The following is a 16066-nucleotide window of genomic DNA, read 5'->3' as shown; positions in this document are numbered from 1 at the left end:
ATGGGTTACTCGGTGATAGCAGAATCTTTGGTAAGGTGGACATTGGCTTTAGGAAATGGGCGGATTTTATCGGCGTCCGACCAAGCTTTGACCCAGTCATCAGGTGGCATATTGATATCTTTATAATCCAATGCGCTGAGCACTTGCTTAGTTGGCAAAACCTTGCCTGTCACGATGTTGGTGATACCAGTGCGCAGCAGCGCAGAGCAAGTCGGCTGACCTTTGACCCACATGCTTTGCTCGATATAAAACCAGCGCTCATCAACGGCTATAAGTCGGGTTTTGATGGTGACCTTATCAAATAAACGAACACGCTTACGATATTGGATGGTACTACCAGCGACTACCAGCCCCCAGCGATGCTTGAATAATTTTTTGGCAAGTCCTGAGCGAATGGCAAGATCGTTTCGCCCCAAATCAAACAGCGTAAAAATACGCCCGTTGTTCATTTCAAAAAAATTGTCAATGTCGTTGATATTAGCGGTCAAGGTGATTTCGCTGGTATCGGTTAATTGAAGCGAATGACCTTGTTTTTGTTTAATCGCGCTTTTGATGGCATGGGTGCCCAGTCGTAAAAAAGGATACATGGTTGTTCTCAATCTAAATTTGTGCCACATTATAGGGAAATCGCGCTTGTTTAGCAAAATTTGTCACTATAATTACCCGACAAGTCACTATAATTACTCTACACAAGGAAAGCAAATGACCAATCAATCACAGGTAGCAGCACAACCAATATCATCAGACGCTAAAAAGGTATTAGATTTTTGGTTGCAGCAAAATACTAAGCCATTTTGGTTTGCCAAAGATGAGGATTTTGATAAAACGGTAACGGCTAAATTTTTAGCCACACTTGAGCAAGCCAAACGAGGCGAGTTAGGGGATTGGCGAGCCAGTACAAAAGGGCGACTGGCAGAAATCATTGTATTGGACCAGTTTTCGCGCAATATTTTTCGAGATTCTTCACAAGCTTTTGCCCAAGATGGCATGGCGTTAGTATTGGCACAAGAAATCGTCAAACAGCCAGATTTTGACAAGTTAAATCAAGACGAACGCAATTTTGCTTTAATGCCTTTTATGCATGCGGAATCGGCAAATATTCATCAGCAGGCGTTGCCACTGTTTAAAAAATACGCCAGTGCCGATACGTTAGCGTTTGAATATAAGCATCAAGCCATTATTGAGAGATTTGGGCGTTATCCGCACCGCAATGCGATTTTGGGTAGACAATCCAGTGAGGAGGAAATCGCCTTTTTACAACAACCCAACTCGTCATTTTAACTTTTATTAAGTTGTTGCTTAATCGCCCAATCAATATGTTCTTGTGTGTTTTCGCTTAGCATGGGGCGTTTTTGTTGCAATTTTTCAATAATTGCTTGGCTAAATGGTGCATTGCCCAAGGCTACCGCCACATTGCGCATAAAATTGTCGTAGCCCGTGCGGCGAATCGGCGAGCCTTCAGTTTTTGTCAAAAAATCCTGTGCATCCCACGCCCATAACTCAAGCAGTGACATATCATCTAAACGGTGACGCGGATTAAAATCCTCAATCGTCGCTAATCTGGCAAATTTATTCCAAGGACAAATCAACTGACAATCATCACAGCCAAAAATGCGATTGCCAATTTTGGGGCGAAGTTCTACAGGGATTTTGCCATCTAATTCAATGGTTAAATACGAAATACACAGCCGTGCATCGACATCATAATGCCCGGTGGGTGTTCTGCGGATGGCATGGGTAGGGCACACATGAATACAAGCACGGCAACTGCCACAATGCGATAATGTGGTTTCGATTTGCTTTTTATCCTCTGCCAAAGGCAAGCTGGTGAATAATTCCCCCAACACAAAAAATGACCCTGCTTGTGGGTGAATCAGCAAGGTGTGTTTGCCTGTCCAGCCCAAACCTGCTTGCTCAGCCAACGCGCGCTCAAATATAGGCGCGGAGTCGCTAAAGGGGCGAAATACAAAGTCGTTGGCATATTGCGGATAATCGGTGGTCAGTTTGTCTTGAATCAGTCTGGCTAGGGTTTTTAATAACCCGCGCATGGTTTTATGATAATCACGTCCTCGAGCATAGCGGGCAATAATCGCTGAGTTGGGGCGCTCGTTGTCTGGCACACTGCGTTTGGGCGGCGGCGTGACCAAATAATCTAAACGCACGCTAATGATACTTTGCGTCCTGTCAACTAACAGGGCAGGGTTAGCACGTTTATCATGATTGTCTTCAAAAAACAGCATATCCCCATGTTTACCTTGTGCTAACCAAGTTTGCAAGGCATCAAGCTGTTTTACAAAGATGGGATTGGCGGGATGGACAAAGCCACAATCAGCAAACCCCAACGCCTTGGCTTGCGCCTTTATCCAGCCCTTGAGAGCATTGAGTTCGTTTGTAGTGTCCAACATGCCAACAACCAGGTAAAATTAAAATGCTATTATAGCAAAATAAACACCTACCACATCATTGGAACATCTTATGCAAAGTAATGCACGGACGGATAAAAATACTGTGATGCAAAACGCCATTGCCTTATATAGCCCCAAACAAATTTATGACCTTGAAAAAAGCTGGTTTAGCAAAAATGACAGTTTTGCCTTAATGCAACAAGCTGCATGGCAACTTGCACACATCATCAAGCAGGAAAGTAGCAATCAAAAAGGCAGTCACCCTCAAAAAAGCAATCACCTTCAAAAAAGCAGTCACTCTCAAAAATCGGTATTGGTAGTGGCAGGCGCGGGTAATAATGGCGGCGATGCTTGGTTAGTGGCGCATTATGTGAACAAGCTTTGCCCACATTGGTCAATTACCGTAGTACAAGTCGCAGCGCCTAGCACCGTCGACAGCCAAACAGCAAAGCACATGTACCTGTCAAACTGTGCAAATGCGGCAAAATATCTGACGTTGACAGCATTTTTACAGCCATTTTATGAGCTTGGTTTAAGCTATCAGTATGATGTGGTGATTGATGGGTTGTTGGGGATTGGAATTGATGGCAAGCCTAGCACTGATTATCAAACAATCATCAATTGGATTAATCAATACCGCAAGCAAGTTCACGCTTGTCAAGTCATCAGCATCGATGTACCCAGCGGACTTAATGCCGCTACGGGCGAAGTGTACGATGACATTGCGATTAAAGCAGACAAGACACTTTGTTTAATCGGGCGAAAAGTCGGTCTGCATATCGGGGATAGTAAAGATTATGTTGGCAGCGTTATCGATGTGTCTTTGCTCCCTATTGAGCAATCAGGCATCTTGTTACACACGAAGCTACCTAACTTGCCACAACGTCAGCAGGTGAGCCATAAAGGTACGTATGGTCATGTACTCATCATCGGTGGCAATCGGCTACAGGATGGGCATGGCATGGCAGGGGCGGCGATATTAGCCGCCAGTGCAGCATTGAGCAGTGGTGCAGGCAAAGTCACTGTTGCCTGTCATGGTGATTTTCATGCATCCATTGTCACCGCTTTGCCCAATGCCATGACCGCGGATTTAAATAATATCGCTAGCGTCATCGAGCTGATTAACGCGGTGGATGTGGTTGCCATCGGCATGGGTTTGGGTAGAGATAAAGCAACGTTAGAGTTATTTAACCAGTATCTTATAGCCATCCAACAATCAGAAAAGCTATGTGTTATTGACGCTGATGGTTTATACCATTTGGCAGATTGGGCAGGCACGAGTGACGCTTTAAATGCGCCAAGTCAACCACGATTGGGACAGTCAAACCAACGGTTTTACCTAACGCCGCACTCAGCGGAAGCAGGACGTTTGCTCAATCAACCCTATGCTGACATCGATCGAGACAAAATCAGCGCGATTCGGGCATTAGCTCACCAATATGGCGGCAATTGGCTTATCAAAGGGGCACAAACGATTGTGCTTGAAGGTGCGAGTCTTGAGCGTGCCAGCATTGATATTTGCGGCTTGGGTAATGCCGGTATGGCAACGGCTGGCATGGGCGACTGCTTGGCAGGTCTGATGGCGGGCTTATTGGCGCAAGCAATTGCCGCACCCATGCTAACCGCCGTGCTCATACATGCCAAAGCGGGTGATATGTTAGCAGAAAAAATGGGTGAATATGCTTTGCAGGCCAATCACATGGCATCGGCAATCGGTGACATCATCCATCAAATCACGGACGATTAAAATCACGGCAGGTTAAGAACGTTCAATAGAAAAAAGGTGAGAATTCACTCACCTTTAACCTTTACACACCTTTAATTTTAATTGAATGCTAAAGTCATATAGCATGCAAAGTTATTTACAGTATTGGCTCACTGTTTGCGCGACTTGCTGACGGCGTAGCTCAATTTCACGACCATCTAAATATTTACGTTCACCTTTATTATCCATCTCATAGACGCGCCCGCCTTGGTTTAAGTTGGCAAGGGTACTTTGTAAGGATTTGCAGCGCTCCGCATCTTGCTGTTTTTTGAGTTGCTGATTTTGTGCTTCAAGTTCAGCAGCGCGTTTTTGATCGGCTGTCAGCGTCAGTGTTGGTGATACACCTGATGCAGAACCTGTGCTATTGCCAGCGGTTGCAGGTGTGCGACTACTAGGTCCAAGTTCACGGGTATTAACCACTTGCACTTGTCGCAAATTAACACCATTGGTCGGCGCATATTGGCTATAATGCGGCACACCATTTTTGTCAGTCCATTTGTAATAAGTGGCTGCATTTGAACTTGCCATAACGAATGGTGATAACATGAGTGATAACAAAAACAGTGGCTTTAACATTGTTTTTCCTGTGCAAGAAACGAGAAAATTATGTGATAGCCTATCACAGCTTGATAGCTTTTAGCAGTAAATTTCGACAAGATAATCGTTTAATCTCTTAAATGTGATTTTCTAAAAACGGTTGGCTCAATCAGTCCGAGATTTTAAAGTTTATCAAGCCTTAAAACCAAGCCCTAAAACCAATCCTTAAAACCAAGCCTCAAACGATTCATTTACCTATAACTAAAAGTTATAAATTCTAGTAGCTTTTTTTTATTGACAAGTGTTAAAAAAACTCACATCATAAGTCCTCTACTGGTCGTTAGTAACAATTATCGTTGGTTACTAATTGGTAAAATCTAAGCTGATTGGCGCTATCCGCTGATTAGGCTCTACAATTGGATGAGAGCATTTTTTACCGTTGTTGTTGTTTATGAATCTAAAAAAGAATCTAACAACCCTGACTTATCGGTCAACAAAGACAAAAAGTAGCCATCAATTTATACATTACGTCATTTTCGTGATGCTTTCTTTTTTGGTTATCATGCTTTTTGCCCTCGTCTGATTTGTTCACTGTTACCTTATGGCAGTGTTGAAGATTCTTGCTAATCATTTAGCAATTTTTATCTAAAACAACTTCCCAGTATCATTTTTGAAGACGACCATAAAAGGTGATGACAGTGACTCAAACTACCCAAGCTCCCAATATGACGGGAGAAAACCAAACGGCTCACGCTGCACCCAATTTTGACAAAAAAACCGCCAAAGCCTCAGCAGGTGAACCTGTCATGATGTCTGGTGCAGAAATGCTGGTGCAAGCGCTAATTGACGAAGGTGTTGAATACATTTTTGGCTATCCAGGCGGCGCCGTGTTGCATATTTATGATGCTTTGTTCAAACAAGATAGCATTGAGCACATCCTCGTGCGTCACGAACAAGCAGCGGGTCATATGGCAGATGCTTATTCCCGTGTCACAGGTCAAACAGGGGTGGTATTAGCGACATCAGGTCCAGGCGCCACCAATACGGTTACTGCCATCGCAACCGCGTTTATGGATTCCATTCCGATGGTTATCATCTCAGGTCAGGTGCCTTCAAGCCTCATCGGTGATGATGCGTTCCAAGAAACTGATATGATTGGTGTGTCACGTCCTGTCGTCAAACACAGTTTTCAAGTACGTCATGCCAGCGAAATCCCAGAAATCGTTCGCAAAGCATTTTATATTGCAAGCTCTGGTCGCCCAGGTCCTGTGGTGATTGATGTACCTAAAGATAAAACTGCGCCTAACGAAAAATTCCCTTATCATTTCCCTGAGTCGGTCAGTATGCGTTCTTACCAACCATCGGTTCGCGGTCATTCAGGACAAATTCGTAAAGCCATCGAAACCTTAATTGCAGCCAAACGCCCTGTTTTATATTCAGGTGGTGGCGTGATTGCGTCAAACGCAAGTGCAGAATTAACCGCATTGGCCCGTTTACTTAATTTGCCTGTGACTAATACTTTGATGGGATTGGGCGCTTATCCAGGGTCGGATAAACAGTTTTTAGGTATGCTTGGGATGCATGGTACGTATGAAGCCAATATGACCATGCACAATTCAGATGTGATTTTGGCAGTGGGTGCGCGTTTTGATGACCGTGTGACCAACAATACGCAAAAATTCTGTCCAAACGCTAAAATTATCCATATTGATATCGACCCTGCATCAATCTCAAAAACCATCAACGCACATATCCCGATTGTCGGTGATGTAAAAAATGTGCTAAGCGATATGCTCGCCGTATTAACAGAAAATAACGGACAGCTTGACCAAGCCGCGCTAAATGATTGGTGGGCGCAAATCAATGAATGGCGTAAACGTCATGGTCTACGCTATGACAAAGACGACAGCCATGGCATGAAACCACAGCACGTTGTTGAGCGCTTATATGAGTTAACGCATGGTAAAGCTATCATCACATCTGATGTGGGTCAGCACCAAATGTTTGCCGCCCTATACTATAAATATGACGAACCCCGTCAATGGTTAAACTCAGGTGGGTTAGGCACCATGGGGGTAGGATTACCTTATGCAATGGCAGCCAAACTTGCTAACCCAGAGCGTGATGTGGTCTGTATCACCGGTGAAGGCTCAATTCAGATGAATATCCAAGAGCTATCAACTTGCCTACAATATAACTTACCCGTAAAGATTTTAAATCTTAACAACGCCCAGTTGGGTATGGTAAAACAATGGCAAGACATGATTTATGAAGGTCGCCATTCGCACTCTTATATGGATTCATTGCCAGATTTTGTCAAACTTGCAGAAGCTTACGGTCATGTCGGTATCCAAATCACTGACCCAGCCAAACTTGATGAACAACTTGCTTATGCCTTATCCCTCAAAGATCGATTGGTATTTATCGATGTGCTAGTCGATAAAAACGAGCATGTTTATCCAATGCAATTAGCAGGTCAGTCAATGCGTGATATGTGGTTAGCCAAAGGGGAGCGTACCTAATGAAACATTTAATTTCTGTCTTAATGGAAAATGAATCAGGGTCACTGTCTCGTGTGGTTGGCTTATTTTCACAACGTGGCTACAACATCGAGACATTGAACGTCGCGCCAACCGATGACCCGACTTTATCGCGTTTGACCTTGACCACAGATACCGATCAAAATAAGATTGAGCAAGTGACCAAACAGTTGCACAAGCTGATTGAAATCGTTAAAGTAACCACGCTGACCGATAGTGTACATATTGAGCGCGAACTCATGCTGATCAAAGTGCGTGCCACGGGTAGCAACCGTGAAGAAGTGAAGCGCTGTGCGGATATCTTCCGTGCAAGTATTGTTGATATCACGTCCAATGTCTATACCATTCAAATTGTCGGTGACACCGCAAAATTGGACGGCTTTATCGAATTGATGGGACGTGAACGCATTTTAGAGGTAGTACGTTCTGGTGTTATTGGTATCGCTCGGGGTGAAAAAATCCTCAGCGTCTAAATTTACCAACCTTTTAATAGTAGTTGTTTTTTACACAAGGAAATAGTTATGAACATTTTTTATGATAAAGATTGTGATCTATCAATCATCCAAGGCAAAAAAGTTGCGATTATCGGCTATGGCTCACAAGGTCACGCGCACGCATTAAACCTAAAAGACAGCGGTGTTGATGTCACCGTAGGTCTTCGTAAAGATTCATCATCTTGGAAAAAAGCAGAAAATGCCGGCCTAAAAGTGGCTGAAGTAGAAGAAGCCGTCAAGCAAGCTGACTTAGTCATGATTTTGACTCCTGATGAATTCCAAAAACAACTTTACAATGACGTGATTGAGCCAAACATCAAACAAGGCGCCACGCTTGCATTTGCCCATGGTTTCTCAATCCATTACAACCAAGTGGTACCACGCAAAGACCTAGATGTCATAATGATTGCGCCAAAAGCACCGGGTCATACCGTGCGTAACGAATTTGCCACAGGCGGCGGTATTCCTGATTTAATCGCCGTTTACCAAGATGCGTCTGGTCAAGCCAAACAAGTGGCGTTATCTTACGCGATGGGCGTCGGCGGTGGTCGTTCAGGTATCATCGAAACAACGTTCAAAGACGAAACTGAAACGGACCTATTTGGTGAGCAAGCGGTACTTTGTGGTGGTGCGGTTGAGCTGGTCAAAATGGGCTTTGAAACCTTGGTTGAAGCAGGTTATGCCCCAGAAATGGCTTACTTTGAATGTCTACACGAATTAAAATTGATTGTAGACTTGATGTACCAAGGCGGTATTGCTGATATGAACTACTCAATCAGTAACAACGCAGAATACGGTGAATACGTGACAGGTTTAGAAGTTATTAACGATCAATCACGTGAAGCGATGCGTAATGCCCTAAAACGTATCCAATCAGGCGAATATGCAAAAATGTTTATCGCTGAAGGTATGTCAGGTTATCCATCAATGACAGCGCGCCGTCGTCAAACCGCTGAGCATGAAATCGAAAAAACAGGTGCCAAACTTCGCGGTATGATGCCTTGGATTACCTCAAGCAAAATCATCGACAAAGAGAAAAACTAGTTTTGCACCCAGTTAGTTTTACCAATGGCATCATACCCAATTGGTAAAACTAATAAAATGACAATAACCCTGCGCTGTGTAAAGTTACATAGACAGGGTTTTTTAGTATAAAATAATGGGTATCGATATAAAGTTTATGAGATTTGTTTTGAATATAGCGTCTGTTTGGCAGTTGTCGACTGCAACTTTTTTACACACTTTTAGCGGTATGAGTGCTTTGCCTGCATTGGCAAATCCTTTGAATTACCTGATGGGGGATAGCTATACGTTAAATTGGCAAGCAATTTATCTGGTCGGTACGTTAATTGTCGCCCTACTGATTGCCTATGAATCCATAGTTTTGAAGAAAAACTTAGGAAAATTGCCGCAATCAACGTTATTTAGCGTGAGCTCCATATTAGAAACTGTGTGGCTTATGGTATCTGTGGTCGCCGTATATTATGGCGGATTTAGTAGCATCGCCAAAGTCGTGCCATTTGCCTATATTTTATATAGCATATTTGGTTGGATTTATGGATTTTATCTACTCAAAGACCAGGTGGGTGATATTAAAGATGTCGATGACATGAGTATGCCCATCAAATATATGGACTATAGCCTATCATTTTCACTGGTGATTACGGTGACCAGCATTGCGATATTTATCAATATGTTGATGAACGGTGTTATCGCCTTTAATCTAGCTTAATAAAGTCAATTTAAAATCCCTTTTTAATTGTAACTTTGTGGTAAAAAGTTCAAAAAATAGTAGGTGAAACGCTAAAACTAGGCTATACTGTGATTATTCGCTAAAATACACTTAACAAATTTTTGGCGATGACAATTTATAACACCCTGTATTTACCTAAGTAATTGCAAGCGTTATAGATAACATAGTTAATTTTTAATGTAGGATTTTTTATGTCAGATAAAGCTACTGGTACTGTAAAATGGTTCAATGAGAGCAAAGGTTTCGGCTTCATCGCTCAAGACAATGGCGGTCAAGACGTTTTTGCTCATTACAGTGCAATCCAAGGTTCAGGTTTTAAAACACTTAAAGAAGGTCAACGTGTGAGCTTCGTATTGAGCCAAGGTCAAAAAGGCCCACAAGCCGAACAAATCGAAGCACAATAATAATAACTACAAGCTTAATTGTTTGTTTATTAACTGCTTATCTTAATTAGCTTGCAATAAAGAAAAACAACCAGACAATAGGTTGTTTTTTTTTGCGCGTTTGTTTTGTGTTCAATGTTTATATCAAGCATAAGACATTGTATGTTGAATATTTAGTTAAAAAATTTCCCTAATTATTTTAGTTATGATATATTCGAAAAATTCAAGAATTTTTGATGTATTCAAACCATTTTTTTATGACTTAAAATTCATAGGATTTTCTTGATTTGTTGGGTAAGTTATCGCAACATATATTATTAACGAAGATAATGGGTATTGTGAGTATTCACAGTATACCTATACTTTTTAGCTTGCTAAGTTAGCTCACCAAGCTAGTTTAAGTTAAAAAGAATAGGATGTTCATTTTATCATGACTGGGGATACTTGGATTTATCCTCCTTTTTTAATTCATATAACAAACGAGGAACGTATGAAAGCATTAGTTGCTGTTAAACGTGTAGTTGACTATAACGTAAAAGTTCGTGTAAAAGCGGACAACACTGGTGTTGACTTAACCAATGTTAAAATGTCTGTAAACCCATTTGATGAGATTGCTGTGGAAGAAGCTGTACGCCTACAAGAAGCGGGCGTGGTCTCTGAAATTGTTGTTGTATCTATCGGTCCAAAAGAAGCACAAGAACAAATCCGCGGCGCAATGGCACTGGGTGCAGATCGTGGTATTTTAGTTGAAACGACCGACACTGTGCGTCCCCTACAAGTGGCAAAAATTTTAAAAGCGATTGCACAAGCAGAAGCCGCTGACATCATTTTACTGGGCAAACAAGCGATTGATGATGACAACAACCAAACAGGTCAAATGCTAGCGGCATTGATGGATGTGGGTCAAGCAACCTTTGCATCCCAAGTAAAAGTCGACGGTGGTAGCGTCAACGTAACACGTGAAATCGATGGTGGCTTACAAACCGTTCAGTTATCATTGCCTGCGGTTATCACCACTGATTTACGTTTAAATGAACCACGTTATGCCAAACTGCCTAACATCATGAAAGCGAAGAAAAAACCATTAGAAGAGAAAAAACCAGAAGATTATGGTGTTTCTACCGCTAGTAACATTCAAATCGTAAAAGTAACGCCACCTGCAGAACGTAAAGCGGGTGTTAAAGTTAAATCGGTTGACGAGTTAGTCGATAAATTAAGAAATGAAGCTAAAGTTATCTAATTATTAGTTATCTAATCATTTAACTACCTTCAATTTAATTCGTCATTTAACGATAGCGATTATCAAATATTAAGGAAAATCTCATGGCAATTTTAGTATATGCAGAACATGATAATAAAGAGCTGAAAAAAGCAACACTCAACACCGTAACGGCAGCAAGCAAAATCGGTGGCGATATCGTTGTATTAGTTGCAGGTCTTGGCTGTGAAGCCGTGGCAGAACAAGCCGCTAAAGTAGCGGGTGTTTCAAAGGTGCTTTGCGCAAGTAATGCTGCTTTTGAGCATCAACTGGCTGAAAACGTTGCTAAACTCGTGGTATCGCTTGCAGGTGATTATAGCCATATCGTTGCACCAGCAACAACAACAGGTAAAAACTTCTTACCACGCGTTGCCGCTTTGTTAGACGTCAATATGCTAACTGATGTAACCGCTGTAATTGATGCAGAGACATTTGAGCGTCCAATCTACGCAGGTAACGCCATTGCAACCGTTAAAGATACTGAAAGCAAAAAAGTTATCACAGTTCGTACCACCGCATTTGATGCAGCGGCAGCGGAAGGCGGCGCAGCTAGCATAGAACAAGTAAGCGCAGGTGACGATGCGGGTAAATCAAAATTTGTCGGTGAAGAGTTGGCAAAATCTGATCGTCCAGAATTGACTGCTGCAGAAATTGTTGTATCAGGTGGTCGTGCATTAGCCAGCGGTGAAAACTTCACCAAATATATTGAGCCACTCGCTGATAAGCTAGGCGCTGCGATGGGTGCATCACGTGCGGCAGTTGACGCAGGTTATGTGCCAAACGACCTACAAGTGGGTCAAACGGGTAAAATTGTCGCACCAAACCTATATATCGCCGCAGGTATCTCAGGTGCTATTCAGCATTTGGCAGGTATGAAAGATTCAAAAGTTATCGTTGCCATCAACAATGACCCAGAAGCGCCTATCTCTCAAGTGGCTGATTATTTCCTAGAAGGTGATATTTTTACAATCTTGCCAGAACTAACTAGCAAATTGTAATTGCCGCTATCATAAGCTACCAAGCGATAAATATATAGGCGATAAATATAAAAAAACCTCATACTTTTTGAGGTTTTTTTATTTGCTATTTATTGACTAATCACTGACTTAATTGTCGCTAAAAGTATATTGATTGTTGTATAGCGACTAGGTAATATAATAAAAATTATGGGATTTTATTGATAGCAAATTTTTTGGGAATAAATTGTGAAAATGGATTTAAAAAAATTCCGTACAGAGATGCAGCAGCGGCTTAGCGAGCAGCAACTAGACAATGTGAAAGTACGTCCCTTTATCTGTTCAGGGTCACCCCTTAATTGCAAAATCATGATGGTCGGCTACAATCCAGCTCGCGAAGTTAATTTAGACGTGTTTGATGCCGATATTTGGCATGATGACATAGGGTTTGATCGTGAATCGTTTGCTGAGCATTATGACATCGCTAGCTACAATGATGATTTACAGTGGAATCGCAACCATATATTTCAGCAAAATTTGATTGATGAAATCTCAAATCATCCTGTGATTGAAACTTACCTTTATAGTGTTATCACCCCCAAAAAGACTTTATTAAGCCCTCAGCATAAACACACGCATCTATTTGATTGGCTATATAGCATTTTAAAACCTGTCTTAGTCATTACCCAAAATATTGATGTAATTAAATATTTTGAGCGAGAAGCCAATAAAATTCTGGTGAGAAATACTTTTAATGCCATCACTTATCGAGATTTACACTGTGTGATTTTGCCCATCAGCCATTTATCCAAAAAATGGAATGACACCGAAATGTACCATTTGAAAGAAGAAATTGATGAGCTGTTTAATTTAATTGATGTATAGACAATTATTTGTCATTGACAAATTAATAGCGCAATAAAAAAAGCTTAACAGATGATGCTGTTAAGCTTTTATAATTAAAGATAAAATTTATAACCAACCTGCCTTTTTAAAGCGATAGTAAAGCGTGAAACAAATGGTCAAAATAAATGCCAACAAAATATAGTAGGCATAATGCATTTTTAGTTCAGGCATATTGTCAAAGTTCATCCCATAAATCCCTGCTACGGCAGTCGGGACCGCGAGGATACCTGCCCAAGCGGCAAGTTTTCGTACCACCTCATTCTGACCCATATTGACCACTGCCATGTAAGTATCCATAGCAACACTGAGCATTTCGTTGAGTCCATTGACCGCATCGAGCGCACGCAGTAGATGGTCATTGACGTCGCGAAAATACGGTTTGGCTTGGCTAGGGAAACTTGGAATCAAATCAGTCTTTTTATGATTGATAAAAAAATTACAGATATCTTGTACGGGCAAGATGACAGCACGCATATGTACAAGCTGTGATTTTAATTCATACAAATTGCGCAGTGTATGCTTGTTAAAGTTTTCAGAGAAAATTTCCCGTTCTTGCTCACGCAAATAACGCCCTAATTTTTCAGTGATAGGTAAGTAGTTATCGACGATAAAGTCTAGGATGGCATGCAGCACAAAGATGGGTCCAAGGCGCAATTTTTCTGGTCGGCGATGGCAAAAATCTCGCACACTTTCGTAGCTATGAGAGGCACCTTGACGAATAGTGATGATATATTGCTTGCCCATAAAGATGGCCGTAGTGCCATAACGAATGGTATTTTCGGTCAATTTGGCGGTTCGTACCACCACGAACACGCTATCATTACCATAGCTTTCAACTTTGGCGCGTTGATGCTCAGCGAAAGCATCTTCAATGGCAAGTTCGTGCAAGTCAAATGCCTCTTGAACTTCTCGAATGGTTTCGATACTTGGGTCGTGTAGTCCTACCCAAACAAACACGTTGTTGTTGGATAGTTCGCGGCGCACATCATCAAGCTCAATCTCGCCGATCTTTTCCCCAGATTTACGAGAGTAGGCGAAGCAGTTGGCAATCTCATTTTTCCCTTTAAAGCGATCTTCGGTGATTTCAGCTTCAGGGTTGTACTCAGGGGGTGGTACATCGGTAGGCGCATAGACTTCGACAGTGCTATCATCGTCATAATCTTCGCCATAGATATAACTATCATCACCATGCAAATCGAGTTCTTCATCAGCGATTTCATCATACATGACATCCGCATTGGCGAGGGTAAAAGCATCTGCAGACATATCATGTGGCGGATTAAGCGTTGAGGCTAAAGGCGGCGTTACGCGCTGGGTCGTCTGAGTGGGGTGCTCTAATAAATCGTCGCTGCGTTCAGATAAATTTTTGTTTTGGTGGGGTGGCGTCATAACCAAAAACCTCGCTATCACGATTTGAAAGAGTTGTATCAGATCGAATAAATGTGTCCAGTCGTTATCAAAGTACTAAAAGGTAGCAACCACAAAACAGCAAGTAAACATCAAAGTAAGCCACTTCGCCTGTTTGTTCTTGCTATTTTGTAATTCTCAGTTATTTTTAAACGAATAAAAAAAGAAGTCATGCATTGACAATGCAATCGTACCGCTAAAATTAGATGGATAATGATAACAGTGAAAAATGACAATCTCAAGATAATTATACATGTCAATCCCCTAAAACCTAGTTGAATCTAGTTAACCATGGACTTAGCAACGGTCATTTTTTCACTATCGCCTTAAATAGCGTACTGCTGCAGTATCTCTATATTTACTAACTCTAAGAGACTCTCATGACATGCGGCAAGCTTTAGCGGCGGCGCAACCCCCGCATCCAATGCTTCCACCCAGCGCAGGGCACACACGCACCAAAAATCATTGGGCTGCAGCCCTGGAAAACCAAATTCGGGTAAAGGCGTCACCAAATCATTGCCCTTGGCAACAGAAAATTCCAAGAATTCTCGGGTCATTTTGGCGCAAACCGTGTGTAAGCCGACGTCACCAGCGCCGGTATGACAAAAACCATTTCGATAATAACCTGTTAATGGGTCAAAACAGCAACTCGCTAGTGCGGTACCCAGTACATTGGTTTGGTTTAATTCAGCTTTTGGATGATAGGACATAATGAGCTCTTTTAATGTTTTGATTGGTTTAGATGGAAGATTGGCTAAAGTTTAAAGATAGATGTTGGTAGTTTTTCTAAAGCAGTGCTCTGAGTTTTTTGCATGAAATCTCGCTGGTAAAATTGCTCCAGTGCCGCTTTGTTTGCCTCAGTGACTGCCTTGTCAAACACCTCAGCCAAACGTAATTTTAAATACCCTAAGGCAATGCCAAAAAAGATTTGGCCGAGCGCATCGCTTTGTGCATCGAGCTGTGGTGCATTGGGGAGTAAATTCGACAATAGACTGGTCGAGCGCTCAATAAATGGATGTGGGGTAGCAATTGATGGCTGAAAGCGCTCGGTGGCAAAGGCGCGAACAGTTTGGTTGATAATGCCGAGGCTCAGGCTTGTTAAAGCGGCAGATTTTTCATCAGCAAAAATTTGTGGCATCAGGTGCGCCAAAATCACACTGCTTTCGGTGACGAGTAATTGATTATCGGTGAGCAGGGCAGGTACTTGGCTAAAAGGGTTGACCGCTAATAATTCTTGTGGGTTTTCCCAAGGCATGACAAATATAAGCTCGGCATCGATTTGCTGGCGTAAACAGGCGACCATCACAAGACGGGCGAAAGGGGAAGTGGTTGAGACAAAGAGTTTCATGAGTAAATTGGATTTCCCTATAATGATTGCATGGCTGTAAGTTTTAATAAATAAGTTTCAATAAATAAGTTTCAATAAAATTTTATAGGAGTTTAGCATAAAAAATTGGGCAATAAAAAAATGCCTAACCCCAGTGAAGCTATGATACAATGAAAAGGAAAAGTGCCCTTATTTTATTCTTTGCTTATTTTATTTTTGTAAGTGCCCTTCTCATCGATTATTCTATGATTTTACATGGTAATTCATGGTCTATGTTTTCATATGGCCGCTTGTTGTCATGTCTAGTGATATATCATTTAATCATCCTTAGGATT

16 protein-coding genes are annotated in these 16066 nt (G+C 41.8%); 10 read left to right on the top strand and 6 right to left on the bottom strand.

The window, feature by feature from the left end:
• Nucleotides 1–5 precede the first annotated feature (5 nt).
• Nucleotides 6–587 carry an acyl-CoA thioesterase gene (locus ACAM37_RS05585; RefSeq protein WP_201664270.1) on the bottom strand — a complete coding sequence of 194 codons (582 nt, stop codon included), beginning with the start codon at nucleotides 585–587 and terminating at the stop codon, nucleotides 6–8.
• Nucleotides 588–702: 115 nt separating this feature from the next.
• On the opposite strand from ACAM37_RS05585, the gene ACAM37_RS05580 reads away from it, so the two are divergent.
• On the top strand, nucleotides 703–1281 hold the full coding sequence (locus ACAM37_RS05580) for a DUF924 family protein (RefSeq protein WP_369625677.1): 579 nt from the start codon (nucleotides 703–705) through the stop codon (nucleotides 1279–1281).
• On the opposite strand, the gene queG is transcribed toward ACAM37_RS05580, so the two are convergent.
• The gene (gene queG / locus ACAM37_RS05575; RefSeq protein ID WP_369625676.1) at nucleotides 1278–2405 is read right to left on the bottom strand and encodes a tRNA epoxyqueuosine(34) reductase QueG; all 1128 of its coding nucleotides are present in this window, start codon (nucleotides 2403–2405) and stop codon (nucleotides 1278–1280) included. The two genes, ACAM37_RS05580 and queG, sit on opposite strands and share 4 nt — an antisense overlap.
• Nucleotides 2406–2475: 70 nt before the next feature.
• On the opposite strand from queG, the gene ACAM37_RS05570 reads away from it, so the two are divergent.
• Nucleotides 2476–4152: an NAD(P)H-hydrate dehydratase gene (locus tag ACAM37_RS05570; protein WP_369625675.1), complete on the top strand. Its 1677-nt coding sequence runs from the start codon at nucleotides 2476–2478 to the stop codon at nucleotides 4150–4152.
• Nucleotides 4153–4263: 111 nt separating this feature from the next.
• On the opposite strand, the gene ACAM37_RS05565 is transcribed toward ACAM37_RS05570, so the two are convergent.
• The gene (locus ACAM37_RS05565; RefSeq protein WP_369625674.1) at nucleotides 4264–4698 is read right to left on the bottom strand and encodes a DUF4124 domain-containing protein; all 435 of its coding nucleotides are present in this window, start codon (nucleotides 4696–4698) and stop codon (nucleotides 4264–4266) included.
• Nucleotides 4699–5513: 815 nt separating this feature from the next.
• Between ACAM37_RS05565 and ACAM37_RS05560 the strand changes: the two genes are divergently transcribed.
• The 8 genes from ACAM37_RS05560 (at nucleotide 5514) to ACAM37_RS05525 (ending at nucleotide 12976) form a co-directional block, all read left to right on the top strand.
• Nucleotides 5514–7229 (top strand): acetolactate synthase 3 large subunit, encoded by a 1716-nt coding sequence (locus ACAM37_RS05560; RefSeq protein WP_257619637.1) that lies wholly within the window; start codon nucleotides 5514–5516, stop codon nucleotides 7227–7229.
• On the top strand, nucleotides 7229–7720 hold the full coding sequence (gene ilvN, locus ACAM37_RS05555; protein WP_203171804.1) for an acetolactate synthase small subunit: 492 nt from the start codon (nucleotides 7229–7231) through the stop codon (nucleotides 7718–7720). Before ACAM37_RS05560 ends, ilvN begins: the two co-directional genes overlap by 1 nt.
• Before the next feature lie 48 nt (nucleotides 7721–7768).
• The gene (gene ilvC / locus ACAM37_RS05550; RefSeq protein ID WP_007116783.1) at nucleotides 7769–8785 is read left to right on the top strand and encodes a ketol-acid reductoisomerase; all 1017 of its coding nucleotides are present in this window, start codon (nucleotides 7769–7771) and stop codon (nucleotides 8783–8785) included.
• Nucleotides 8786–8933: 148 nt separating this feature from the next.
• Entirely contained in the window at nucleotides 8934–9473 is a 540-nt protein-coding gene (locus tag ACAM37_RS05545) for a hypothetical protein (RefSeq protein WP_369625673.1), read from the top strand.
• A 212-nt stretch (nucleotides 9474–9685) separates the two neighbouring features.
• Nucleotides 9686–9898 (top strand): cold-shock protein, encoded by a 213-nt coding sequence (locus ACAM37_RS05540; RefSeq protein ID WP_007116781.1) that lies wholly within the window; start codon nucleotides 9686–9688, stop codon nucleotides 9896–9898.
• Nucleotides 9899–10367: 469 nt separating this feature from the next.
• A complete protein-coding gene (locus tag ACAM37_RS05535; protein ID WP_050324357.1) occupies nucleotides 10368–11117 on the top strand; it encodes an electron transfer flavoprotein subunit beta/FixA family protein in 750 nt (249 codons plus the stop codon).
• Between the two features lie 83 nt (nucleotides 11118–11200).
• Complete coding sequence (locus ACAM37_RS05530) at nucleotides 11201–12133, top strand: electron transfer flavoprotein subunit alpha/FixB family protein (RefSeq protein ID WP_369625672.1); 933 nt, start codon at nucleotides 11201–11203, stop codon at nucleotides 12131–12133.
• Nucleotides 12134–12340: 207 nt separating this feature from the next.
• Nucleotides 12341–12976 (top strand): hypothetical protein, encoded by a 636-nt coding sequence (locus ACAM37_RS05525; protein ID WP_369625671.1) that lies wholly within the window; start codon nucleotides 12341–12343, stop codon nucleotides 12974–12976.
• Nucleotides 12977–13063: 87 nt separating this feature from the next.
• Here ACAM37_RS05525 and corA read toward each other — a convergent pair whose 3' ends face one another.
• From corA to ACAM37_RS05510, 3 genes are all read right to left on the bottom strand, one after another.
• Entirely contained in the window at nucleotides 13064–14224 is a 1161-nt protein-coding gene (gene corA, locus ACAM37_RS05520; protein WP_257621452.1) for a magnesium/cobalt transporter CorA, read from the bottom strand.
• A gap of 506 nt (nucleotides 14225–14730) precedes the next feature.
• Nucleotides 14731–15114, bottom strand: coding sequence for a DUF2237 family protein (locus ACAM37_RS05515; RefSeq protein ID WP_050324360.1), 384 nt, complete (start codon nucleotides 15112–15114; stop codon nucleotides 14731–14733).
• Nucleotides 15115–15158: 44 nt separating this feature from the next.
• The gene (locus ACAM37_RS05510) at nucleotides 15159–15752 is read right to left on the bottom strand and encodes a glutathione S-transferase N-terminal domain-containing protein (RefSeq protein ID WP_369625670.1); all 594 of its coding nucleotides are present in this window, start codon (nucleotides 15750–15752) and stop codon (nucleotides 15159–15161) included.
• Nucleotides 15753–16066 lie beyond the last annotated feature (314 nt).

Source organism: Moraxella sp. K23 (assembly GCF_041154765.1).
Classification (GTDB): Bacteria; Pseudomonadota; Gammaproteobacteria; order Pseudomonadales; family Moraxellaceae; genus Faucicola; species Faucicola tetraodonis.
This window is presented reverse-complemented; position numbering and strand designations above follow the sequence as displayed.